This is a genomic window from Streptomyces sp. NPDC053750 (assembly GCF_044544295.1).
In the GTDB taxonomy this organism is placed as follows: Bacteria; Actinomycetota; Actinomycetes; order Streptomycetales; family Streptomycetaceae; genus Streptomyces.
The window spans coordinates 208008-225742 of record NZ_JBITXB010000005.1; the positions used below are offsets into that span (position 1 = coordinate 208008).

At 71.8% G+C, this 17735-nt stretch carries 17 protein-coding genes; 9 read left to right on the forward strand and 8 right to left on the reverse strand.

Annotation, left to right across the window (positions count from 1 at the left end):
• Positions 1–183, reverse strand: coding sequence for a ribbon-helix-helix protein, CopG family (locus tag ACIGO6_RS16820; protein WP_399876365.1), 183 nt, complete (start codon positions 181–183; stop codon positions 1–3).
• 155 nt (positions 184–338) lie between these two features.
• Here ACIGO6_RS16820 and ACIGO6_RS16825 point away from each other — a divergent pair, with 155 nt between their 5' ends.
• Genes ACIGO6_RS16825 through thpR form a run of 3 tightly spaced genes read left to right on the forward strand, consistent with a single transcriptional unit; the run spans position 339 to position 2790 of the window.
• Positions 339–776, forward strand: a complete 438-nt coding sequence (locus ACIGO6_RS16825) for a MarR family winged helix-turn-helix transcriptional regulator (protein ID WP_003974639.1) — start codon at positions 339–341, stop codon at positions 774–776.
• A 27-nt stretch (positions 777–803) separates the two neighbouring features.
• Positions 804–2171, forward strand: a complete 1368-nt coding sequence (locus tag ACIGO6_RS16830; protein WP_399876367.1) for an MFS transporter — start codon at positions 804–806, stop codon at positions 2169–2171.
• A gap of 46 nt (positions 2172–2217) precedes the next feature.
• On the forward strand, positions 2218–2790 hold the full coding sequence (gene thpR / locus ACIGO6_RS16835; protein ID WP_399876370.1) for an RNA 2',3'-cyclic phosphodiesterase: 573 nt from the start codon (positions 2218–2220) through the stop codon (positions 2788–2790).
• A gap of 140 nt (positions 2791–2930) precedes the next feature.
• Here thpR and ACIGO6_RS16840 read toward each other — a convergent pair whose 3' ends face one another.
• The gene (locus tag ACIGO6_RS16840; RefSeq protein ID WP_399876373.1) at positions 2931–3923 is read right to left on the reverse strand and encodes an aldo/keto reductase; all 993 of its coding nucleotides are present in this window, start codon (positions 3921–3923) and stop codon (positions 2931–2933) included.
• A gap of 52 nt (positions 3924–3975) precedes the next feature.
• Positions 3976–4563 carry a Uma2 family endonuclease gene (locus tag ACIGO6_RS16845; RefSeq protein WP_399876376.1) on the reverse strand — a complete coding sequence of 196 codons (588 nt, stop codon included), beginning with the start codon at positions 4561–4563 and terminating at the stop codon, positions 3976–3978.
• A 90-nt stretch (positions 4564–4653) separates the two neighbouring features.
• Here ACIGO6_RS16845 and ACIGO6_RS16850 point away from each other — a divergent pair, with 90 nt between their 5' ends.
• Positions 4654–5409: an aminoglycoside adenylyltransferase family protein gene (locus tag ACIGO6_RS16850; protein WP_399876378.1), complete on the forward strand. Its 756-nt coding sequence runs from the start codon at positions 4654–4656 to the stop codon at positions 5407–5409.
• Here ACIGO6_RS16850 and ACIGO6_RS16855 read toward each other — a convergent pair.
• A complete protein-coding gene (locus tag ACIGO6_RS16855) occupies positions 5391–6071 on the reverse strand; it encodes a GDSL-type esterase/lipase family protein (RefSeq protein ID WP_399876381.1) in 681 nt (226 codons plus the stop codon). The genes ACIGO6_RS16850 and ACIGO6_RS16855 overlap by 19 nt on opposite strands.
• A 100-nt stretch (positions 6072–6171) precedes the next feature.
• Here ACIGO6_RS16855 and ACIGO6_RS16860 point away from each other — a divergent pair, with 100 nt between their 5' ends.
• Positions 6172–7149: a WD40 repeat domain-containing protein gene (locus ACIGO6_RS16860; RefSeq protein WP_399876384.1), complete on the forward strand. Its 978-nt coding sequence runs from the start codon at positions 6172–6174 to the stop codon at positions 7147–7149.
• On the opposite strand, the gene ACIGO6_RS16865 is transcribed toward ACIGO6_RS16860, so the two are convergent.
• Entirely contained in the window at positions 7123–7920 is a 798-nt protein-coding gene (locus ACIGO6_RS16865; protein ID WP_399876387.1) for a TetR/AcrR family transcriptional regulator, read from the reverse strand. The two genes, ACIGO6_RS16860 and ACIGO6_RS16865, sit on opposite strands and share 27 nt — an antisense overlap.
• Before the next feature lie 92 nt (positions 7921–8012).
• On the opposite strand from ACIGO6_RS16865, the gene ACIGO6_RS16870 reads away from it, so the two are divergent.
• Positions 8013–9002 carry an ATP-binding cassette domain-containing protein gene (locus ACIGO6_RS16870; RefSeq protein ID WP_399876389.1) on the forward strand — a complete coding sequence of 330 codons (990 nt, stop codon included), beginning with the start codon at positions 8013–8015 and terminating at the stop codon, positions 9000–9002.
• Positions 8999–9823 (forward strand): ABC transporter permease, encoded by an 825-nt coding sequence (locus tag ACIGO6_RS16875; protein ID WP_399876392.1) that lies wholly within the window; start codon positions 8999–9001, stop codon positions 9821–9823. The genes ACIGO6_RS16870 and ACIGO6_RS16875 overlap by 4 nt, the downstream gene beginning before the upstream one ends.
• Positions 9824–9941: 118 nt before the next feature.
• Here the strand turns inward: ACIGO6_RS16875 and ACIGO6_RS16880 are convergent, their stop codons facing one another.
• A complete protein-coding gene (locus tag ACIGO6_RS16880) occupies positions 9942–11138 on the reverse strand; it encodes a methyltransferase domain-containing protein (protein ID WP_399876394.1) in 1197 nt (398 codons plus the stop codon).
• Positions 11139–11672: 534 nt separating this feature from the next.
• Here ACIGO6_RS16880 and ACIGO6_RS16885 point away from each other — a divergent pair.
• Complete coding sequence (locus ACIGO6_RS16885; RefSeq protein WP_399876397.1) at positions 11673–12293, forward strand: hypothetical protein; 621 nt, start codon at positions 11673–11675, stop codon at positions 12291–12293.
• Positions 12294–12369: 76 nt separating this feature from the next.
• Here ACIGO6_RS16885 and serC read toward each other — a convergent pair whose 3' ends face one another.
• A complete protein-coding gene (serC, locus tag ACIGO6_RS16890; RefSeq protein WP_399876400.1) occupies positions 12370–13488 on the reverse strand; it encodes a phosphoserine transaminase in 1119 nt (372 codons plus the stop codon).
• A gap of 110 nt (positions 13489–13598) precedes the next feature.
• Between serC and ACIGO6_RS16895 the strand changes: the two genes are divergently transcribed.
• Positions 13599–16457: an FAD-binding and (Fe-S)-binding domain-containing protein gene (locus ACIGO6_RS16895; protein WP_399876403.1), complete on the forward strand. Its 2859-nt coding sequence runs from the start codon at positions 13599–13601 to the stop codon at positions 16455–16457.
• Positions 16458–16463: 6 nt separating this feature from the next.
• Here ACIGO6_RS16895 and ACIGO6_RS16900 read toward each other — a convergent pair whose 3' ends face one another.
• Positions 16464–17666 carry an alpha/beta hydrolase family protein gene (locus ACIGO6_RS16900; protein ID WP_399876405.1) on the reverse strand — a complete coding sequence of 401 codons (1203 nt, stop codon included), beginning with the start codon at positions 17664–17666 and terminating at the stop codon, positions 16464–16466.
• Between the last annotated feature and the right edge of the window lie 69 nt (positions 17667–17735).

Consider the following 17735-nt stretch of genomic DNA (forward strand, 5'->3'; position numbering starts at 1 on the left):
TCACGGCACCCCGTAGAACCGTTCCGTCTCCTCCACGGCGGACTGGAACCGCTGGTCGAAGTCATCACGAATGAGCGTCCGGACGACATAGTCCTGGACGCTCATTCCTCTTTTCGCCGCATGGTGCCGGAGCCTTTCGAGCAGCTCCCCGTCCATCCGCAGGCTGAGCACGCTGGTCCCCATGGGCACGAGGGTCGCCCCGGGGACCGGGTGACGCTCCGATTTCCGGAAACGGCTCACTCGTACGGGTGAATCGTGGGTTTCCGTGGCGGGCGTCACGGGCAGGCGGGCGAGTGAGCGTTGGTATTTCGCGAGACTAATGAGTTACGCTAAGGAACATGCCGGACCTCAAGCATGGCGACGACGCCGCCGCCGTGAACTCCCTGCGCTCCGCCGTGATGCGGTTGTCCCGTCGGCTCAAGCACCAGCGGGTCGACGAGTCGCTCAGCCCCACCGAGATGTCGGTGCTCGGCACCCTGTCCAACTGCGGCAGCGCGACCCCGGGCGAGCTCGCCCGCAAGGAACACGTCCAGCCGCCCTCGATGACCCGCATCGTGGCGCTCCTCGAGGCCAAGGGGCTGGTCCGGCTGGAGCCGCACCCCGAGGACCGGCGGCAGAAGGTCGTGACACAGACCGAGCAGGCCGTGGTGATGCTCGAGGAGAGCCGCCGCAAGCGGAACGCGTTCCTGGCCACGCTGGTCGAGGGACTCGACGAGGACGAGTGGGCGAAACTGCGCGCCGCCGCCCCCGTGCTGGAGAAGCTCGCACACAAGTAAGCAGTTCTCGCGAGGAGGCGAACCCTTTTGAGTACGGGATCCGGAGCAGCTTCCGCCCCCGCACCTGACGGCCCCGACGACCCGACCACCACCACCCCCGACGCCCCTCGCAAGACCTCGATGTTCTCCTCCCTGAAGGTCAGGAACTACCGCCTGTTCTTCCTGGGGCAGGTCGTCTCCAACATCGGCACCTGGATGCAGCGCATCGCCCAGGACTGGCTGGTGCTCAGCCTCACCGGCTCCTCGGCCGCCGTCGGTATCACCACGGCCCTGCAGTTCCTGCCGATGCTGCTCTTCGGTCTCTACGGCGGCGTCCTCGTCGACCGCCTGCGCAAGCGGCCCACGCTGCTGGTCACCCAGTCGGCGATGGCCCTGACCGCGCTCTTCCTCGCCGTCCTCACCCTGACCGGCCACGTCGAGGTCTGGCACGTGTACGTCGCCGCCTTCGCGATGGGCCTGGCCACGGTCGTCGACAACCCGGCACGCCAGTCCTTCGTCTCCGAGCTGGTCGGCCGGGACCAGCTGCAGAACGCGGTCAGCCTCAACTCGGCCAACTTCCAGTCCGCACGCCTCGTCGGCCCCGCCGTCGCCGGCCTGATGATCACCGGCGTGGGCACCGGCTGGGCGTTCCTCGCCAACGGTCTGTCCTTCGTCGCGCCGCTCGGCTGCCTGCTGCTGATGCGCGCCCGCGACCTGCACGCCGTCGAGCGCACGCCGCGCGGCAAGGGCCAGCTGCGGGAGGGCCTGCACTACGTCGCCGGCCGCCCCGAGCTGATCTGGACCATCACTCTGGTCGGCTTCATCGGCACCTTCGGCTTCAACTTCCCGGTCTTCCTGTCCGCCTTCGCCGACGACGTCTTCGACGCGGGCGCCGGGGCCTACAGCCTCTTCAACACCCTCATGGCCGTCGGCTCCCTCGCCGGCGCCCTGCTCGCCGCCCGGCGCGGCACGGCCCGGCTGCGCGTCCTGATCGCGGCGGCGCTCGCCTTCGGCGCCCTGGAGATCGTGGCGGCGACGGCACCCGAGCTGTGGCTGTTCGCGCTGCTGATGATCCCCCTCGGCGTCTTCAGCATGACGGTGAACGTCACCGCCAACACCAGCATCCAGATGTCCACCGACCCGGCCATGCGCGGCCGCGTGATGGCCCTCTACATGATGGTCTTCCTGGGCGGCTCCCCGGTCGGCGCCCCGATCGTCGGCTGGGTCACCGACACCTACGGCGCCCGCGCGGGCTTCGCCGCGGGCGGCGCGGTCGCGGCCGTGGCAGCGCTCGTCATCGGCCTGGTCCTGGCGCGCGTGGGCAACCTGCGCCTGTCGGTCGGCTGGCACCGGGGGCACCCGCAGGTGCGCTTCGTGCCGCGCGAGCGCCGGGAGGAGCTGGCGCGGGCGGCGTAGCCGGCGCCCGGGTCGTCGTGGGGTCATGCGGGCAGACTGGGGGTCCATGAGACTGTTCGCCGCCGTACTGCCCCCCGAGGACGTCGCCGCTTCCCTCGCCGCCGAAGTGGCCGCGCTGAAGAAGCTGCCCGGCGCCGACCGGCTGCGCTGGACCGGCCGCCCCGGCTGGCACTTCACCCTCGCCTTCTACGGCGAGGTCGACGACGAGCTCGTACCGGATCTGTCGGCCCGCCTGGAGCGGGCTGCCCGGCGGACCGCGCCCTTCGGGCTGGCGCTGCGCGGGGGCGGTCAGTTCGGGCACGGGCGGGCCCTGTGGGCGGGAGCGGAGGGTGATCTCACGACGCTGCGGCTGCTCGCCGACCGCGCGGAGTCGGCGGCGCGCAGGGCGGGCGTCCCGATGGGGCAGCACCGGCGCTACCACCCCCACCTGACGCTGGCCCGCAGCCGGGACGCGTACGACGTGCGCCCCTACGTCGATGCGCTGGACGGCTTCACCAGCCGCACCTGGACCGTGACGGACCTGGCGCTGGTGCGCAGCAACCTGCCGACGTCCGGGGTGCCGGGCGAGCAGCCCCGTTACGAGGCGGTCGCCCGCAGCCCGCTCGGCGCGTCCGGTTAGGCTCGGACACGTGGACCCGAAGACCCGTAACCGGATCATGGCCGGTGTGCTCGTACTGATGCTCGTGGTGGTGGCGGTGGCGGCGGCCCTCGGCTGAGCAGCCGTGCGGCGGCCGGCGCCCCGCTCACCACGTCACTCCGCTACCAGGCGAACGCCTCCGGTGAGGGCCCCGGCCCCGGGAAGATCTCGTCCAGCCCGGTCAGCAGCTCCTCCGACAGCTCCAGCTCCACGGCCCGCAGCGCCGACGTGAGCTGCTCGGCGGTGCGCGGACCGACGATCGGGCCGGTCACGCCGGGCCGGGTCAGCAGCCACGCCAGGGCGGCCTCGCCGGGCTCGACGTCGTGCTTGTCGAGCAGGTCCTCGTACGCCTGGATCTGCGCCCGCTTCGCGGGGTCGGCCAGGGTGTCGGCCGCCCGCCCGGAGGCACGGCGCCCGCCCTGGACCTCCTTCTTGATCACGCCGCCGAGCAGCCCGCCGTGCAGCGGTGACCAGGGGATGACCCCGAGGCCGTAGTCCTGCGCGGCCGGGATGACCTCCATCTCGGCGCGGCGCTCGGCCAGGTTGTACAGGCACTGCTCGCTCACCAGGCCGATGGTGCCGCCGCGCCGGGCGGCGGTCTCGTTGGCCTGGGCGATCTTGTAGCCGGGGAAGTTGGAGGACCCGGCGTAGAGGATCTTGCCCTGCTGGACCAGTACGTCGATGGCCTGCCAGATCTCGTCGAATCCGGTGGCGCGGTCGATGTGGTGGAACTGGTACAGGTCGATGTGGTCCGTCCGCAGCCGCTTGAGGCTGGCGTCGACCGCCCGCCGGATGTTCACCGCGGACAGCTTGTCGTGGTTGGGCCAGGCCTCGCCGTCGGCGCCCATGTTGCCGTACACCTTGGTGGCGATGACGGTCTTCTCGCGCCGGTCGCCGCCCTGGGCGAACCAGTTGCCGATGATCTCCTCGGTGCGGCCCTTGTTCTCGCCCCAGCCGTACACGTTGGCGGTGTCGAAGAAGTTGATGCCGGCGTCCAGCGCCGCGTCCATGATCGCGTGGCTGTCGGCCTCGTCCGTCTGCGGACCGAAGTTCATGGTCCCGAGGACGAGCCGGCTGACCTTGAGTCCCGTGCGTCCGAGCTGCGTGTACTCCATGGCCCCCAAGCCAACGGCTTGGAGTGCGCTCCAGGCAAGCGGATTCGGTCGGTCAGTCGCGGGGGAAGGTGTCGGTCCTGAGGGTGAGGCCGAGGACGGTGTCGGTGAGGTCCAGATCCTGTCCGAAGGCGACGCGGGTCTCGGTGGTGTAGTCGCCGTCCTTGGGGTGCGTGAAGATGTGGCAGCGGCCCTGGTACGGGTCGGCGATGAGGTACAGGGGGACCTCGGCGGTGGCGTAGGCGAGCTTCTTGGGGCCGTAGTCGTTGGCAGCGGTGCCCTGTGAGATGACCTCGGCCACGAACTCGACGTCCTGGTGGCGCCAGTGGCCGCTTTCATCCCGCTTCGCCCCGTCGCAGAGCTTGGCCACGTCGGGGCAGAAGCCGTTCTCATGGCCGGGGAAGTCGATGCGGACGTCCGAGAAGACGGCGACGTTCATGCCGAACCGGTCCTCGATGGGCCGTACGATCCGGCGGATGATTTCCCAGTGCGTGTCCCGCTGCGGTGTCATGTGGACGCTGCCCCCGACGATCTCGACCCTGAATCCTTCGGGGACGGGCATCCGCTCCAGCCGCTCGAACCACTCGTCCAGGCGCTGGGTGTTGGCGTCGGCCATGGCGATCCTGTCTTCAAGGACGGTCATCGTGGCGCTCCTCCCCGGCCGTCCCCCGGGCGGGAGCAGCCGCGCGGTACAACGATACGCACGGCGACCGGGACACGGGAGGACGCGCATATGCCAGAGCGGGACCGCACCGACCACCTCGTCGCCCTCGTCCGGCGTCACCTCGGTGACGACGACGTGCTCGGCGTCTACGCGCACGGCTCGGGCACCCTCGGCGGGCTGCGCCCGTACAGCGACCTCGATCTGCTCGTCGTCCTGGCGCGTCCGACGACGTACGGGCAACGCGCGCGGCTCACCGGGGAGTTGCTCGGCGTGTCCGGCGGTGAAGGGCGTCCCGTCGAGCTGATCGCCGTCGTGCGGGACGAGGTCCGGCCCTGGCGGTATCCGCCCCGCCGGGAGTACCTGTACGGCGAGTGGCTGCGCGACGCCTACGAACGCGGCGCCGTCCCGGAGCCCGAGGACGACCCCGACCTGGCCCCGCTCCTGACGATGGTGCTGCGCGCCGACGCGCCGCTGTACGGCCCGCCGCCCGCGACCCTGCTCGACCCCGTTCCGCACACGGACCTGCGGCGCGCGATCGTCGCGGGGGTGCCGGAGCTGATGGCCGAGGTGGAGTCGGACACGCGCAACGTGCTGCTCACCCTCGCCCGCGTCTGGAGCACGCTCGTCACCGGAGACATCCGGTCGAAGGACGCGGCGGCGGCTTGGGCTCTTGGGCGGCTGCCCGCCTCGTACCGGCCGCCGCTCGCCCACGCGCGCGCCGTCTACCTCGGGCAGGAGACGGAGAACTGGAGCGGCCGGTCCGTGCGGTCCTGTGCCGACCGGCTGGTCCGGGAGATCCGGGCGGCCTACGAGGCGGGGGAGTAGGGCCCGCCCAGCCCCCACTCCTCGTCCATCGCCGTCGCGAACGCCTCCGCGATGCGGTGCTCGCCGCTCTCGTTGGGGTGCGTGCCGTCGTAGGTGTCCGTGTGGAAGTCGTACGCGGGCGGCGGCGGGACGAGCAGCAGCGGGGAGCCCGGGGTGTCGAGGTCGGCGGCGGTCTTCACGAGCAGTTCGTTGAAGTGGGCGACCTGCTCGGCGAAGGTGTCGTCCGCGTCCACCCGGATGTTGTGCAGCACCGGCATCACGGCCATGCGGATGCGCGGGTTCGCCGCGCGCGCGTCCGTCACGAAGGCGCGGACGTTGGCCGCGGTCTGCTCCGCGTTCGTGTAGAAGCCGAGGTCGATCAGGCCCAGGGAGACCAGGAGCACGTCCGCGCGGAAGGCGCGTACCGTCTCACCGATCAGCGGGGCCATGTGGTGCCAGCCCTCGCCCCAGCCGGCCAGGTGGGCGCGGGGGAAGTCGGGGGCGGCGTAGGCGTACGAGGTGGGCGCGTCCGTCGAGTGGTCGTGCAGCGTCTCGCGGGGGCCGACGAAGGTGAAGGGGCGGCCGTAGGAGTCGCGCAGGTGCTGCCACATCCGGTAGCGCCACGTGTGTTCGCCGGCGCTTCCGATCGTCATGGAGTCACCGACGAACATGAACCTGAGCATCCGCTCATCATGGACGATCGGCCTGGTCGACGCGATGTGAGCCCGGCCACGCAGCGTGACCGGCGGCGTGAACGCGTGTGCGGGATGGCAGGCTTGGCGCATGCGCCGATCTTTCGCCCTCCTCGCCTCGGCCCTTCTCGTGGGCGCGTTCGCCGTGCCCGCCTCCGCCGCCGACGGGGACGGGAGCAGCGGCTTCACGATCAAGGACCCGCGCATCACCGAGTCCAGCGGGCTCGCGGCCTCCCGCCTGCACCCCGGCATCTACTGGACGCACAACGACCAGGACAACGGCCCGTACCTGTACGCCGTGGACGGTGCCACCGGGGAGACCGTCGCCCGCGTCGCGCTCTCCGGCGTCGGCACGCCGCGCGACGTCGAGGCGATCTCCGTCGGGCCCGGCAACCGGATCTTCGTCGGCGACATCGGGGACAACCTCGGTGGCACCTGGCCGCACGTGTGGATCTACGAGCTGCCCGAGCCGCAGGAGCTCAAGGACCAGACGGTCAAGGCCACGCAGTACGTCGTCACGTACGCGGACGGTGCGCGGGACGCCGAGTCGATGGTCGTCCACCCGAAGACCGGGCGGGTCTACCTCATCGACAAGAACGAGGACGGCGGGCACCTGTACGAGGGCCCCGCGAAGCTCTCCGCCTCCGGCACCAACGTCTTCCGGCCCGCCGCCCCCGTCGAGCTCTGGGCCACCGACGCCGCCTTCTCCCCGGACGGCGAGCAGCTGGCCGTGCGCGGCTACCTCGGGGGCATCTGGTACGACTGGAACGGCGGGAAGATCCAGCGCACGGGGCGGATCAGCGTGCCGCTCGGGCAGGGCGAGTCCGCCACGTACACCACGGACGGCGAGAAGCTGCTGCTCGGCATGGAGGGCGAGAGCAGCCCCGTCAAGGCCGAGGACGTGCCCGGGACGGGCAGCGGGCCGGGCGGGGGCGGGTCCGCCGCCCCGGGCGAGGGCACCGACGGGTCCGACGGTCCGGGCGGGGACACCATCAAGGTCGGGGCGGTCGGGCTGATCGTGGCCGTCGTGGCCCTGTTCGGGCTACGACGGCTGTTCCGCCGCCGCTGATCCGGCGGGACCGTCCGTCGCGTTCCGCGCGGCCACCAGCACCTCCAGCCCGTCCAGGATGCGCTGCAGCCCGAAGCCGAAGTGGTCGAAGCCGGTGCCGAAGGCGTCCTCGGAGAGGGAGGCCAGCACGGGGTAGCGCCCGCTGGTCATGGCCTTCACCAGCACCGGTTCCTGGGCCTGCCAGAACTGCGCGTCGGTGAGCCCCGAGGTGCGTTCCGCCTCCTCCTGGTACACCTGCGTGCGGGCGGCCCCGACGACGTACCCGTCGATCAGGACGAGCGCCGAGACCAGCTCGGGGTCGGTCAGGCCCATCGGCTTGATCCTGGCGAGCACCTTCTCCATGCCGTCCAGCGCGCTCGGGCCCAGGATCGGGCGGGACTGGTTGACCTCCAGCAGCCAGGTGTGGCGGCGGTAGAGGGCGAGGGTGGCGTGGCCGAGGGCCTCCAGCGCCGAGCGCCAGTCGCCGTCGCCGAGGTCGCCGGGGTCCTCGGAGGGGCGCTGCACACGGTCCAGCATCAGGTCGAGCAGTTCGGCCTTGCCGGGGACGTAGCGGTACAGGGACATCGTGCCCGTGCCCAGCTCCGTGGCGATGCGGCGCATCGAGACGGCCCCGAGCCCGTCGCGGTCGGCGATCTCGACGGCCGCCTCCACGATCCGTTCCAGCGTCAGCCCCGGCTTGGGTCCACGGCTGGGCCGTCGGCCGGTGTCCCACAACAGTTCCAGGGTGCGGGTGACGTCACCGCTGCCACTGGTCTCCGTACCGCTTGCCATGGGGTCAGTCTAGGTCCGCGCGAAAAAACTGAGTACGGTGTACGCGTAATCGGGTACGGTGTACTCAGTTAAGGAGTGAGAGGGGGCCACCCATGAGCGACGGACACGCGGTACGGGCCGAGGGGCTGGAGAAGCGGTACGGCGAGAAACGCGCCCTCGACGGCTTCGACCTGGCCGTCCGGGAGGGCACGGTGCACGGCCTGCTCGGGCCGAACGGCGCGGGCAAGACCACCGCCGTGCGCATCCTGTCCACGCTGATCCGGCTGGACGGGGGACGGGCCGAGGTCGCCGGCCTCGACGTCGCCCGGCAGGCGCGCGAGGTCCGGGCGCGGATCGGCCTGACCGGGCAGTACGCGGCCGTGGACGAGGTGCTCACCGGCCGGCAGAACCTGGAGATGTTCGGGCGCCTGTTCCACCTGGGCGGCAGGCGGGCCCGGGCGCGGGCCGTCGAGCTGCTGGAGCAGTTCGACCTGACCGACGCCGCCGACCGGGGCGTCGGCAAGTACAGCGGCGGCATGCGACGCCGCCTCGACCTCGCCGCGTCGATGATCCTCGCCCCGTCCGTGCTGTTCCTCGACGAGCCGACCACGGGACTCGACCCGCGCAGCCGCGGCGAGGTGTGGGACTCCGTGCGGGCGCTGGTGGCGAGCGGCACGACCGTGCTGCTGACCACGCAGTACCTGGAGGAGGCCGACAAGCTGGCCTCCCGGATCACCGTGATCGACCAGGGACGGGCCATCGCCGACGACACCCCGGACGGGCTGAAGAACCTGGTCGGCGGCGACCGCATCGAGGTGGTGGTCGCCGAGCGGGCCGGGATGCCGAGGGTGGTGAAGGTGGTCGCCCGCGTCTGCGACGGCGAACCCGAGGCCGACGAGGCGGCGTTGCGCGTGCACGCCCCGGTCACCGACCGGGTGTCCGCGCTGACCGAGGTGGCGCGCACCCTCCGGGACGAGGGCGTCGCCGTGGAGGACATCGGGCTGCGCAGGCCGAGCCTCGACGACGTGTTCCTGCGCCTGACCGGCCACCGTACGAGTGCCGAGCCCACGCAGGAAGCGGACAAGGAGGCGGTGGCGGCATGAGCGCCCTCGACCCGACCGCGGTCCCGCGCGAGCGCGGACGGCTGCACTGGCTGCTCGCCGACTGCGGCAACATCGTCCGCCGCGGCCTGACCCACTACCAGCGCCAGCCCGTCAACATCGCCTGGCAGCTCGGCTTCCCGATCCTCTCCGTCCTCCTCTACGGCTATGTCTTCGGCAGCGCGATGACCGTGCCCGGCGGCGGGGACTACAAGGACTTCCTGATGCCGGGCATGTTCGTGATGACCATGGCGTTCGGCTTCATCAACACCGCGACCGTCGTGGTCTACGACTCCACCAAGGGCGTCATCGACCGGTTCCGCTCCATGCCGATGTCGTCCTCGGCGGTGGTGGCGGGGCGCGGCGTGACCGACCTCTTGGTCGCCTGTGCCGAGCTGGCCATCATGATGCTGACGGCACTGGCCATGGGGTGGCGGCCGGACGGCGGCTGGGGATTCCTCGCCGCGTTCGGACTGCTGCTGTGGCTGCGGTTCGCGCTGATCTGGATCGGCGTGTGGCTGGGGCTCCTGGTCCCCAACCCGGAGGCGGCGGGCGGCCTGTTCGCGGTCGCGTTCCCGCTGACGATGATCTCCAGCATCTTCGTCGCACCGCAGCTCATGCCGGACTGGCTGGGCTGGGTGGCCGCCTGGAACCCGATCTCCTCCACGGCGGCAGCCGCCCGCGAGCTGTTCGGCACGCCGGTGGGCGGCGGCGACTCGTGGGTCGAGCAGCACGCGCTGCTGATGGCGGGCGTGTGGCCGGTGGTCCTGACGGCGGTCTTCCTGCCGCTGGCGGTACGGAGGTTCCAGCGGCTGAGCCGGTAGGGCCGTGGCGGGACGACCGGGGGGAGCCGGGGGTGGAGGCCGCGGGAGCGGTGGATCTCCACTCCCGGCTCCACCCACGGGTCCTCGCCGGCAGGCAGGCCCAGGGAGCCTCTGAGTACTAGGTCCGGCGGTGTGCGACCGCCTTGAAGAAGGTGTAGCAGAACACCCCGTCGGGTTCGGCCGTGCGCCGCAGGGCGGCAATGCCCGCGTCGAAGGTCCGCGCGTCGATCAGCCCCGCCGCGACGGCGGGCTCCCGGACCCCCGAGATCATCGCGGTGAAGGTGCGTCTGGTGAAGCTCTCGGCCAGTTCCGGCCGGCTGCCGTCGACGTAGACGGTGCGCGGGCTGACGGCGATGTCCGACCAGTCCGCCTCGTGCAGCAGGGGAAAGAGCTGCCGGCCGATGAGGGCGTCACCGCCGGCGTGCCGCTGCAGCGTCACCTGGCACGCGACCGCCGCGCGCGCCGCTTCGTCGTCCGGGTGGAAATAGACCGAGCCGTGGTCGCCCTCGATCACGGTGATCGTCCCGCCGGGCCGCACGAGACGCCGCAGCCGTTGCAGCGCGTCGACCGGAGCGGGCAGGTGCTCCAGCAGGAAGCACACGAAGACGTGGTCGAAGGACGCCTCGGCGAACCCGCCCTCCCGTTCGGGGAGCCCGAAGACGTCCTTCTCGACGAACTCGACGTTCGTGAGCCCCGCGGCAGCGACACGCCCCGAGGCCGACTTCAGCGAGTCGGTGGCGATGTCGGCCGACACGAAGTGCGAGTGCGGGCTGCGCGAAGCCAGGGCGGTGGTCTGCGCGCCCACGCCGCACCCCATCTCCAGAACCCGCTCGCCGGGCCGGAACCGGGTGTCGCCGTGCAACAGCTCGACCAGGGCGTCCGCCTGGTCCGCGAGCCGCGTGCTCTCCTCGGGCCGGTAGCCGTGCACGTACTGCTCGAACATGGTCATGGTCTCGATCACCTTCATCAGCTGGTCCGGCTCCGAACCCCCGAGCGCGGCCACGAGCCGGTCGCGGAGTTGACTTCGCCGCCTGAGGTCCTCCTCGACGTCGTCGAGGTGCGCGCGCAGCGTCGCCGCCGGGTCCGGATCCTCGCGGTCCAGCAAGGCGGCGACCTGCCGAAGCCCCAGGCCGGTCCGGCGCAGGGCCATCGCCCGGTAGAGACGTGTGACGTGCGCGGGGCCGTAACGGCGGTGACCGCTCGGCGTGCGCTCGGGAGACACCACGCCCAACGCGTCCCAGTGCCGCAACACCCGCACCGACACCCCGGACGCGTGCGCCAGTTCGCCCACCGTCCACCACGTCCCGTCGTCCACGGCGGCAACGCTAGGCCCTCACACGGTGTCAGCTTCAAGCCCGGTTGACGGAGCACTGGCCGACCAGGAGACGCGGCGGGGGATCACGCGCGTTCGTCGGAACGTCTTGGCGTCCTGCCGGTGCGCCGCCGGGCGCCGTCCGCTGTCGTACCGGAGACGCATGCTTCTGGCATAGGTCGCTGGCATGTTCACCCGTTCGGCTGGGTCCGAGCCGAATCCCCCCGCTTAATATGCCCATGCAATTACGTTCCGTCGCATGGTGAGTTCACCGCATGAAGCGTTGCACCGGATCTTCCGCGTGGATCCGGGGCTGTTCGCCCGGCTGTTGCCGCGGGCGGGCATTGGGTTTCCGGAGCACACCGCGATCGAACCCCTGGACACCGATCTCACCGAGATCAGGCCACTTGAGCGCCGCGTGGACAGTGTGTTCCGGGTGCACGTGCCCGGTGAGGAGGGCGGCTTCGTGCTCGCCGTCGAATCGCAGGGCAAGCCGGACCCGGAAAAGCACAACAGCTGGACCTACTACTTGGCCACATGTACGCCAAGTACCGGTTGCCGCCGTTCCTTCTGGTGGTGTGCAAGGACAAGGCGACCGCGTCCTGGGCGTCGGAACCGATCCGTGTCGGCCGCGGGTTCCACACGAGCATGGTTGTTTTCCCGCTGGTTCTGGGACCTGGAATCCTCCCCGTGATCACGGAGCCGGACGAGGCGGCCCGAGACCTCGGGGTCGCCGTCTTCTCTGCACTCGCCTACGCCTCGGACCCGGGACTGACTGCGATACTGGACGCGCTGGCGTCAGGAGTGGCGGACGACGCAGGGAAGTCCGGATCCGGGAAAGTGGACCGGGTGGACTGGGCGGAGATCGTAGAAGTCGGTCTGGGCGAGGGCCCGGGGCGTGACTATTGGAGGCAGCTGATGGCCACTTACACCCCGAACTTTCCGGGCAGCAACTCGATCGTCGAGGAGTCCTGGCTCGAAGGCCGCGCCAAGGGCAAAGCGGAGGATATTCTGCGCATTCTCGAGGTGCGGGGTGTCGAGACCTCCGACTCCGTCCGGGACCGGGTCACCGCCTGTACCGACCTCGACGTGCTGGGCACCTGGCTCGACCGCTCCCTGACTGTGGAGCACGCCGAGAAGCTGTTCGTCGGGGAGTAGAGATCCCACCGATGTACGAAGGGCGCCCGGCGGATCATCCGCCGGGCGCCCTCCGTCGTCGTGCCGGTGGTGGCGGCTACAGCTTCTCGATGACGTAGTCGACGCACTTCGTCAGTGCCTCGACGTCCGCCGGGTCGATCGCCGGGAACATCGCGACGCGCAGCTGGTTGCGGCCGAGCTTGCGGTACGGCTCGGTGTCGACGATGCCGTTGGCGCGCAGCACCTTGGCGACGGCGGCGGCGTCGATGTCGTCGGCGAAGTCGATGGTGCCGATGACCTGCGAGCGCTTGGCCGGGTCGGAGACGAACGGGGTGGCGTACTTGGACTCGTCGGCCCACGTGTACAGGCGGGTCGAGGAGTCCTTGGTGCGGGCAGTGGTGAAGTCCAGGCCGCCCTGGCCGTTCATCCACTCCAACTGCTCGCCCAGGAGGAACAGCGTGGCGAGCGCCGGGGTGTTGTACGTCTGGTTCTTGCGGGAGTTGTCGATCGCCGTGGGGAGGGAGAAGAACTCCGGGACGTGGCGGCCGGACGCGTGGATCCGCTCGGCGCGCTCGATCGCGGCCGGGGAGAACACGCCGATCCACAGGCCGCCGTCGGAGGCGAAGGACTTCTGCGGGGCGAAGTAGTAGACGTCGGTCTCGGCGATGTCCACCGGCAGGCCGCCGGCCCCGGAGGTGGCGTCGACGAGGACGAGGGCGCCCTCGTCGGCACCGGCCACGCGCCTGATGGGCATGGCGACGCCGGTCGAGGTCTCGTTGTGCGTGAACGCGTACACGTCCACCCCGGCCTCGGCCTGCGCCTCGGGGTGCGTGCCCGGGTCGGAGGCGATGACCGTCGGCTCGGCCAGCCAGGGGGCGAGCTTGGCCGCCTTGGCGAACTTGGAGGAGAACTCACCGAAGTTCAGGTGCTGCGACTTGTTCTCGATCAGACCGTGGGTCGCGACGTCCCAGAACGCGGTGGACCCGCCGTTGCCGAGGATCACCTCGTAGCCGTCGGGGAGCCGGAACAGCTCGCGGATGCCCTCACGGACCTTGCCGACGAGGTTCTTGACGGGCGCCTGGCGGTGGGAGGTGCCGAGCAGGGACGTACCGGTGGCGGCCAGGGCGTCCAGCGCCTCCACCCGCACCTTGGAGGGACCCGCGCCGAATCGACCGTCCGCGGGCTTGATGTCAGCAGGAATCTGGATCTCAGCCACGATCCGGAGCGTATCCCCTCGGCCGATCCGGACGGCGTCATGTCCGTCCGATGAGACGAGATCTCCGCCGTGCGGACCTGTACGGAGCTACGAGAGCCCATGCTGGGGGCATGACCGATCTGGAGGCAGCACTGCGCAGGGCCGTCCGGGGCGAGGTCGGATTCGACGTCACGTCCCGGGCGCTGACCACGATGGACGCGTCCAACTACCGCCGGGTGCCGCTCGGCGTGGTGGCGCCGAGGGACGCCGACGACGTGGCGGCGGTGCTGGAGGTGTGCCGGGCGCACGGGGTGCCGGTCGTGCCGAGGGGCGGGGGCACGTCGATCGCCGGGCAGGCGACGGGCACGGGCGTGGTCCTGGACTTCACCCGGCACATGAACCGGCTGGTCGCCCTCGATCCCGACGCCCGTACGGCCGTCGTCCAGCCGGGCCTGGTCCTCGACCGGCTCCAGCAGGCCGCCGCCCCGCACGGCCTGCGCTTCGGCCCCGACCCCTCCACCCACAGCCGCTGCACGCTCGGCGGGATGATCGGCAACAACTCGTGCGGCTCCCACTCGGTGGCGTGGGGCACGACGGCGGACAGCGTGCGCGAGCTCACGGTGCTCACCGCGCGGGGGCGGTCCCTGCGGCTCGGGCAGGGGTGGGCCGGGGCGCCGGAGGGCCTGCGCGAGCTGGTGTCCGGCGACCTGGCGCGCCTGCGCACGGGCTTTCCCGACCTCCCGCGCCGTATCTCCGGCTACGCGCTGGACGCGCTGCTGCCGGAGCGGGGCGCGGACGTGGCCCGCTCCTTCTGCGGTGCGGAGGGCACGCTGGGCGTGCTGACCGAGGCGGTCGTGCGGCTGGTCGAGGCTCCGAGGGCACGTGCTCTGGCGGTCCTCGGATACGCCGACGAGGCCGGGGCGGCGGAGGCGGCGGCCGGGCTGCTGCCCCTCGGGCCGCTGACCGTGGAGGGCATGGCGGTGGACCTGGTCCCGTCCACGCAGGGGCTGCCGCGGGGCGGGGCGTGGCTGTTCGTGGAGACGGGCGGGGACTCGGCGGCGCAGGCGCGGGCCGGGGCCGAGGCGGTCGTGCGGGCGGCGGAGGACGCCGTGGACGCGCTGGTGGTGACCGACCCGGCCGGGCAGCGGGCGCTGTGGCGCATCCGGGAGGACGCGAGCGGTACGGCGACGCGGATGCCGGACGGTGCGGAGGCGTGGCCCGGCTGGGAGGACTGCGCGGTGCCGCCGGCCCGACTGGGCGCCTACCTGCGGGACTTCAGGGCCCTGCTGACCGCCCACGGCCTGCGCGGCACGCCGTACGGCCACTTCGGCGACGGCTGCATCCACGTGCGCATCGACTTCGACCTGCTGACGGACGCCGGGGTCGCCCGTTTCCGCCGCTTCTCGGAGGAGCTGGCGGACGTGGTCGTGGCGCACGGGGGTTCGTTGTCCGGGGAGCACGGGGACGGGCAGGCGCGGGCGGAGCTGCTGCCGCGGATGTACGGCGGGGAGACGGTGGCGCTCTTCGAGCGCGCGAAGGCCGTCTGGGACCCGGACGACCTCCTCAACCCGGGGATGCTGGTCCGTCCGGCGCCGCTGGACACGAACCTGCGCTTCTCCGTCCTGCCGCGCGAGCCGGTGGACGTGGAGTTCGGCTACCCGTCCGACGGGGGCGACTTCTCGGCGGCGGTCCGGCGCTGCGTCGGGGTCGCCAAGTGCCGTACGACGTCGGTGTCCGGCTCGGGGGTGATGTGCCCGTCGTTCCGGGCGACGGGGGAGGAGGAGCACTCCACGCGCGGCCGCGCCCGGCTGCTGCACGAGATGCTCGCCGGGGAGCTGGTGACGGACGGCTGGCGGTCGCCGGAGGTCCGGGACGCGTTGGACCTGTGCCTGTCCTGCAAGGGGTGCCGCTCGGACTGCCCGGTCGAGGTCGACATGGCCACGTACAAGGCGGAGTTCCTGCACCACCACTACGCGGGGCGGCGCCGCCCGGCCGCCCACTACGCGATGGGGTGGCTGCCGGTGTGGCTGCGCTGGGCGGCGCGGACGCGGGTGGCGCCGGTCGTCAACGCGCTGGCGTCCGTGGGCCCGTTGGCGGCGGTGGCGAAACGGCTGGGTGGCATCGCGGGGGAGCGGGAGGTGCCGCGGCTGGCGGGGGAGACGTTCAGCCGGTGGTGGCGGCGGCGTGGGCGTCCCGTCGGCGAGGGCGAGCTGGTGGTGCTGTGGCCCGACACCTTCACCGAGCACCTGTCGCCGTCCGTGGGCCGGGCGGCCGTACGGGTGCTGGAGGCGGCGGGGCTGCGGGTGGTGCTGCCGCCGACGCTGCGGGGGCGTGCCGTGGTCGGGGACGGTACGTCGAGGTCGGCTGCCTCGCTCCTCACCGCCCGCCGGGGCCGGGTCTGCTGCGGCCTGACGTACGTCTCGACGGGCCAACTGGACCGCGCCCGCGCGGTGATGCGCCGCACGCTGGACCTGATGGCCCCGGTACTGGAGACCTCGGCTCCGGTCGTCGTCCTGGAACCGAGCTGCGCCGCCGCCCTGCGCACGGACCTGCCGGAACTGCTGCACGACGATCCGCGAGCGGCCCGCCTCGCCGCCCGCGTGGTGACGTTCGCGGAGGCCCTGGAGCGCCATGCCCCCGACTGGAGGCCGCCCGCCCTGAACCTCCCGGCGGTCGGCCAGACCCACTGCCACCAGCACGCGGTCCTCGGCGACGCGGCCGACCGCCGCCTGCGTGAGGCAGCGGGCCTGAGCGGCGAGTTGAGTGGCGGCTGCTGCGGCCTCGCGGGCAACTTCGGCTTCGAGAAGGGCCACTACGAGGTGTCGGCCGCGTGCGCCGAGGACCAGCTGCTCCCGGCAGTGCGGGAGGCGCCGGAGGGGGCGGTGGTCCTGGCGGACGGCTTCTCGTGCCGGACGCAGCTGGAGCAACTGGCGGGGACCCGGGGGCGGCATCTGGCGGAGGTGCTGGCGGAGGGGTTGGACCAGGCGTGACGCGGGCTACGGCCGGTGGAAGTCGACCTCGGGGCGGGATGCCGTGGGGCCGTCGAGCAAGGGTTGGGGGTTGCCGCGGAGGTGGAGGTCGAAGAAGGCACCGACATAGTCGCGGGTGATGTACCAACCCCGCTCGGCTGAGAGCGGAACCGCGGGGTCCTCCGGCAGTCCCAACCGGTCGGCGAGCCAGGGGAAGTCGGTGAAGGAGAAGTGCCCGGCGCCTTCGACGGTCAGCCAGCGCTTCCAGCCGTGCAGACGGTCCCAGGCGTCGTCCCAGTCGGTGATGTCGCCGCCGGGGCTGTGGACGTTCTCCGCGCCGAGCATCATGAAGGGCCGCGTACCGAGCCCTGCCCCGGCGTCGTCGACGAAGAAGTTGCCGTCCAGGTCGACGCCGGCCCGCACCCGGCGGTCGGTGGCCATGGTCGCCGCGGCCGTCGCTCCGCCGATCGAATGCCCGGCTGCCCCGATCCGCCGCGAGTCGATCATGCGGGCCAGCGCCCCGGCCCTCCGGTGGTCGGTCAGCTCGTCGATCACGAACGACAGGTCGTCCGCCCGCCCGCGCACCACGGCTGCCAGTGCCGGAGGCCCGTCGACCTCGTCACAGGCCACGCAGGCCGGAATCCGTCCCCCGGGGTACTCCGTGGCCACCGATTCGTAGGCGTGGTCCACGGCGGCGACGACATAGCCGCGACTGGCCAGGTCGTCGGCGAGCGAGGTGAGCGTGGTGCGCGGCATCCCGAACCCGGGAGACAGCACCACCAGCGGGAAGCGTCCCCGCGCCGGAGCGGCGTCGACCCGCGCGTGCGTCCGGGTGCCGGCCAGCGTCTCGGCCGGCACGACACCGGTCAGGCCCCTGGCCTCCAGCAGGAGCCGTGCCTCGCCGGCCGTCACGTACGCCGCCGGTGACCCGGTCCGCGCCGACCGGGCCGGGTACGACACGGACACCATCAACTCTCTTCCCTGTGCCGTCGGTACCCAGGGGTCGGTACGGTGCCGGTCGACGAGGTGCAGGGTGCGGCGTCCCACCGGGTACGGTCCGGCGGGACGCGGGAGCTCGAGTGCGCTGGTGCTGCGCGTCCCCGGTACCGAGTACTGCGCTTGAGCGTGCGCCTGCTGTGAAGCCGACGCGGGCGCGGCGCCCAGGAGCGGGGCAGCCAACGCGCACGTCAGCAGAGCGGCTACTGCGGCCTTGCGCGATCTTGTGGTCATGCACCGAACCTAGGTTCCGAACGCACTCAACACATCGATCCCTGGCGTTACTTGGCGTACGACTGGAGG

Coding starts and splice junctions, on each gene's coding strand:
- ACIGO6_RS16820 (WP_399876365.1), bottom strand. CDS start 183: ATGGGGACCAGCGTGCTCAGCCTGCGGATGGACGGGGAGCTGCTCGAA.
- ACIGO6_RS16825 (WP_003974639.1), top strand. CDS start 339: ATGCCGGACCTCAAGCATGGCGACGACGCCGCCGCCGTGAACTCCCTG.
- thpR (WP_399876370.1), top strand. CDS start 2,218: ATGAGACTGTTCGCCGCCGTACTGCCCCCCGAGGACGTCGCCGCTTCC.
- ACIGO6_RS16840 (WP_399876373.1), bottom strand. CDS start 3,923: ATGGAGTACACGCAGCTCGGACGCACGGGACTCAAGGTCAGCCGGCTC.
- ACIGO6_RS16845 (WP_399876376.1), bottom strand. CDS start 4,563: ATGACCGTCCTTGAAGACAGGATCGCCATGGCCGACGCCAACACCCAG.
- ACIGO6_RS16850 (WP_399876378.1), top strand. CDS start 4,654: ATGCCAGAGCGGGACCGCACCGACCACCTCGTCGCCCTCGTCCGGCGT.
- ACIGO6_RS16855 (WP_399876381.1), bottom strand. CDS start 6,071: ATGCTCAGGTTCATGTTCGTCGGTGACTCCATGACGATCGGAAGCGCC.
- ACIGO6_RS16860 (WP_399876384.1), top strand. CDS start 6,172: ATGCGCCGATCTTTCGCCCTCCTCGCCTCGGCCCTTCTCGTGGGCGCG.
- ACIGO6_RS16865 (WP_399876387.1), bottom strand. CDS start 7,920: ATGGCAAGCGGTACGGAGACCAGTGGCAGCGGTGACGTCACCCGCACC.
- ACIGO6_RS16870 (WP_399876389.1), top strand. CDS start 8,013: ATGAGCGACGGACACGCGGTACGGGCCGAGGGGCTGGAGAAGCGGTAC.
- ACIGO6_RS16875 (WP_399876392.1), top strand. CDS start 8,999: ATGAGCGCCCTCGACCCGACCGCGGTCCCGCGCGAGCGCGGACGGCTG.
- ACIGO6_RS16885 (WP_399876397.1), top strand. CDS start 11,673: ATGTACGCCAAGTACCGGTTGCCGCCGTTCCTTCTGGTGGTGTGCAAG.
- ACIGO6_RS16895 (WP_399876403.1), top strand. CDS start 13,599: ATGACCGATCTGGAGGCAGCACTGCGCAGGGCCGTCCGGGGCGAGGTC.
- ACIGO6_RS16900 (WP_399876405.1), bottom strand. CDS start 17,666: ATGACCACAAGATCGCGCAAGGCCGCAGTAGCCGCTCTGCTGACGTGC.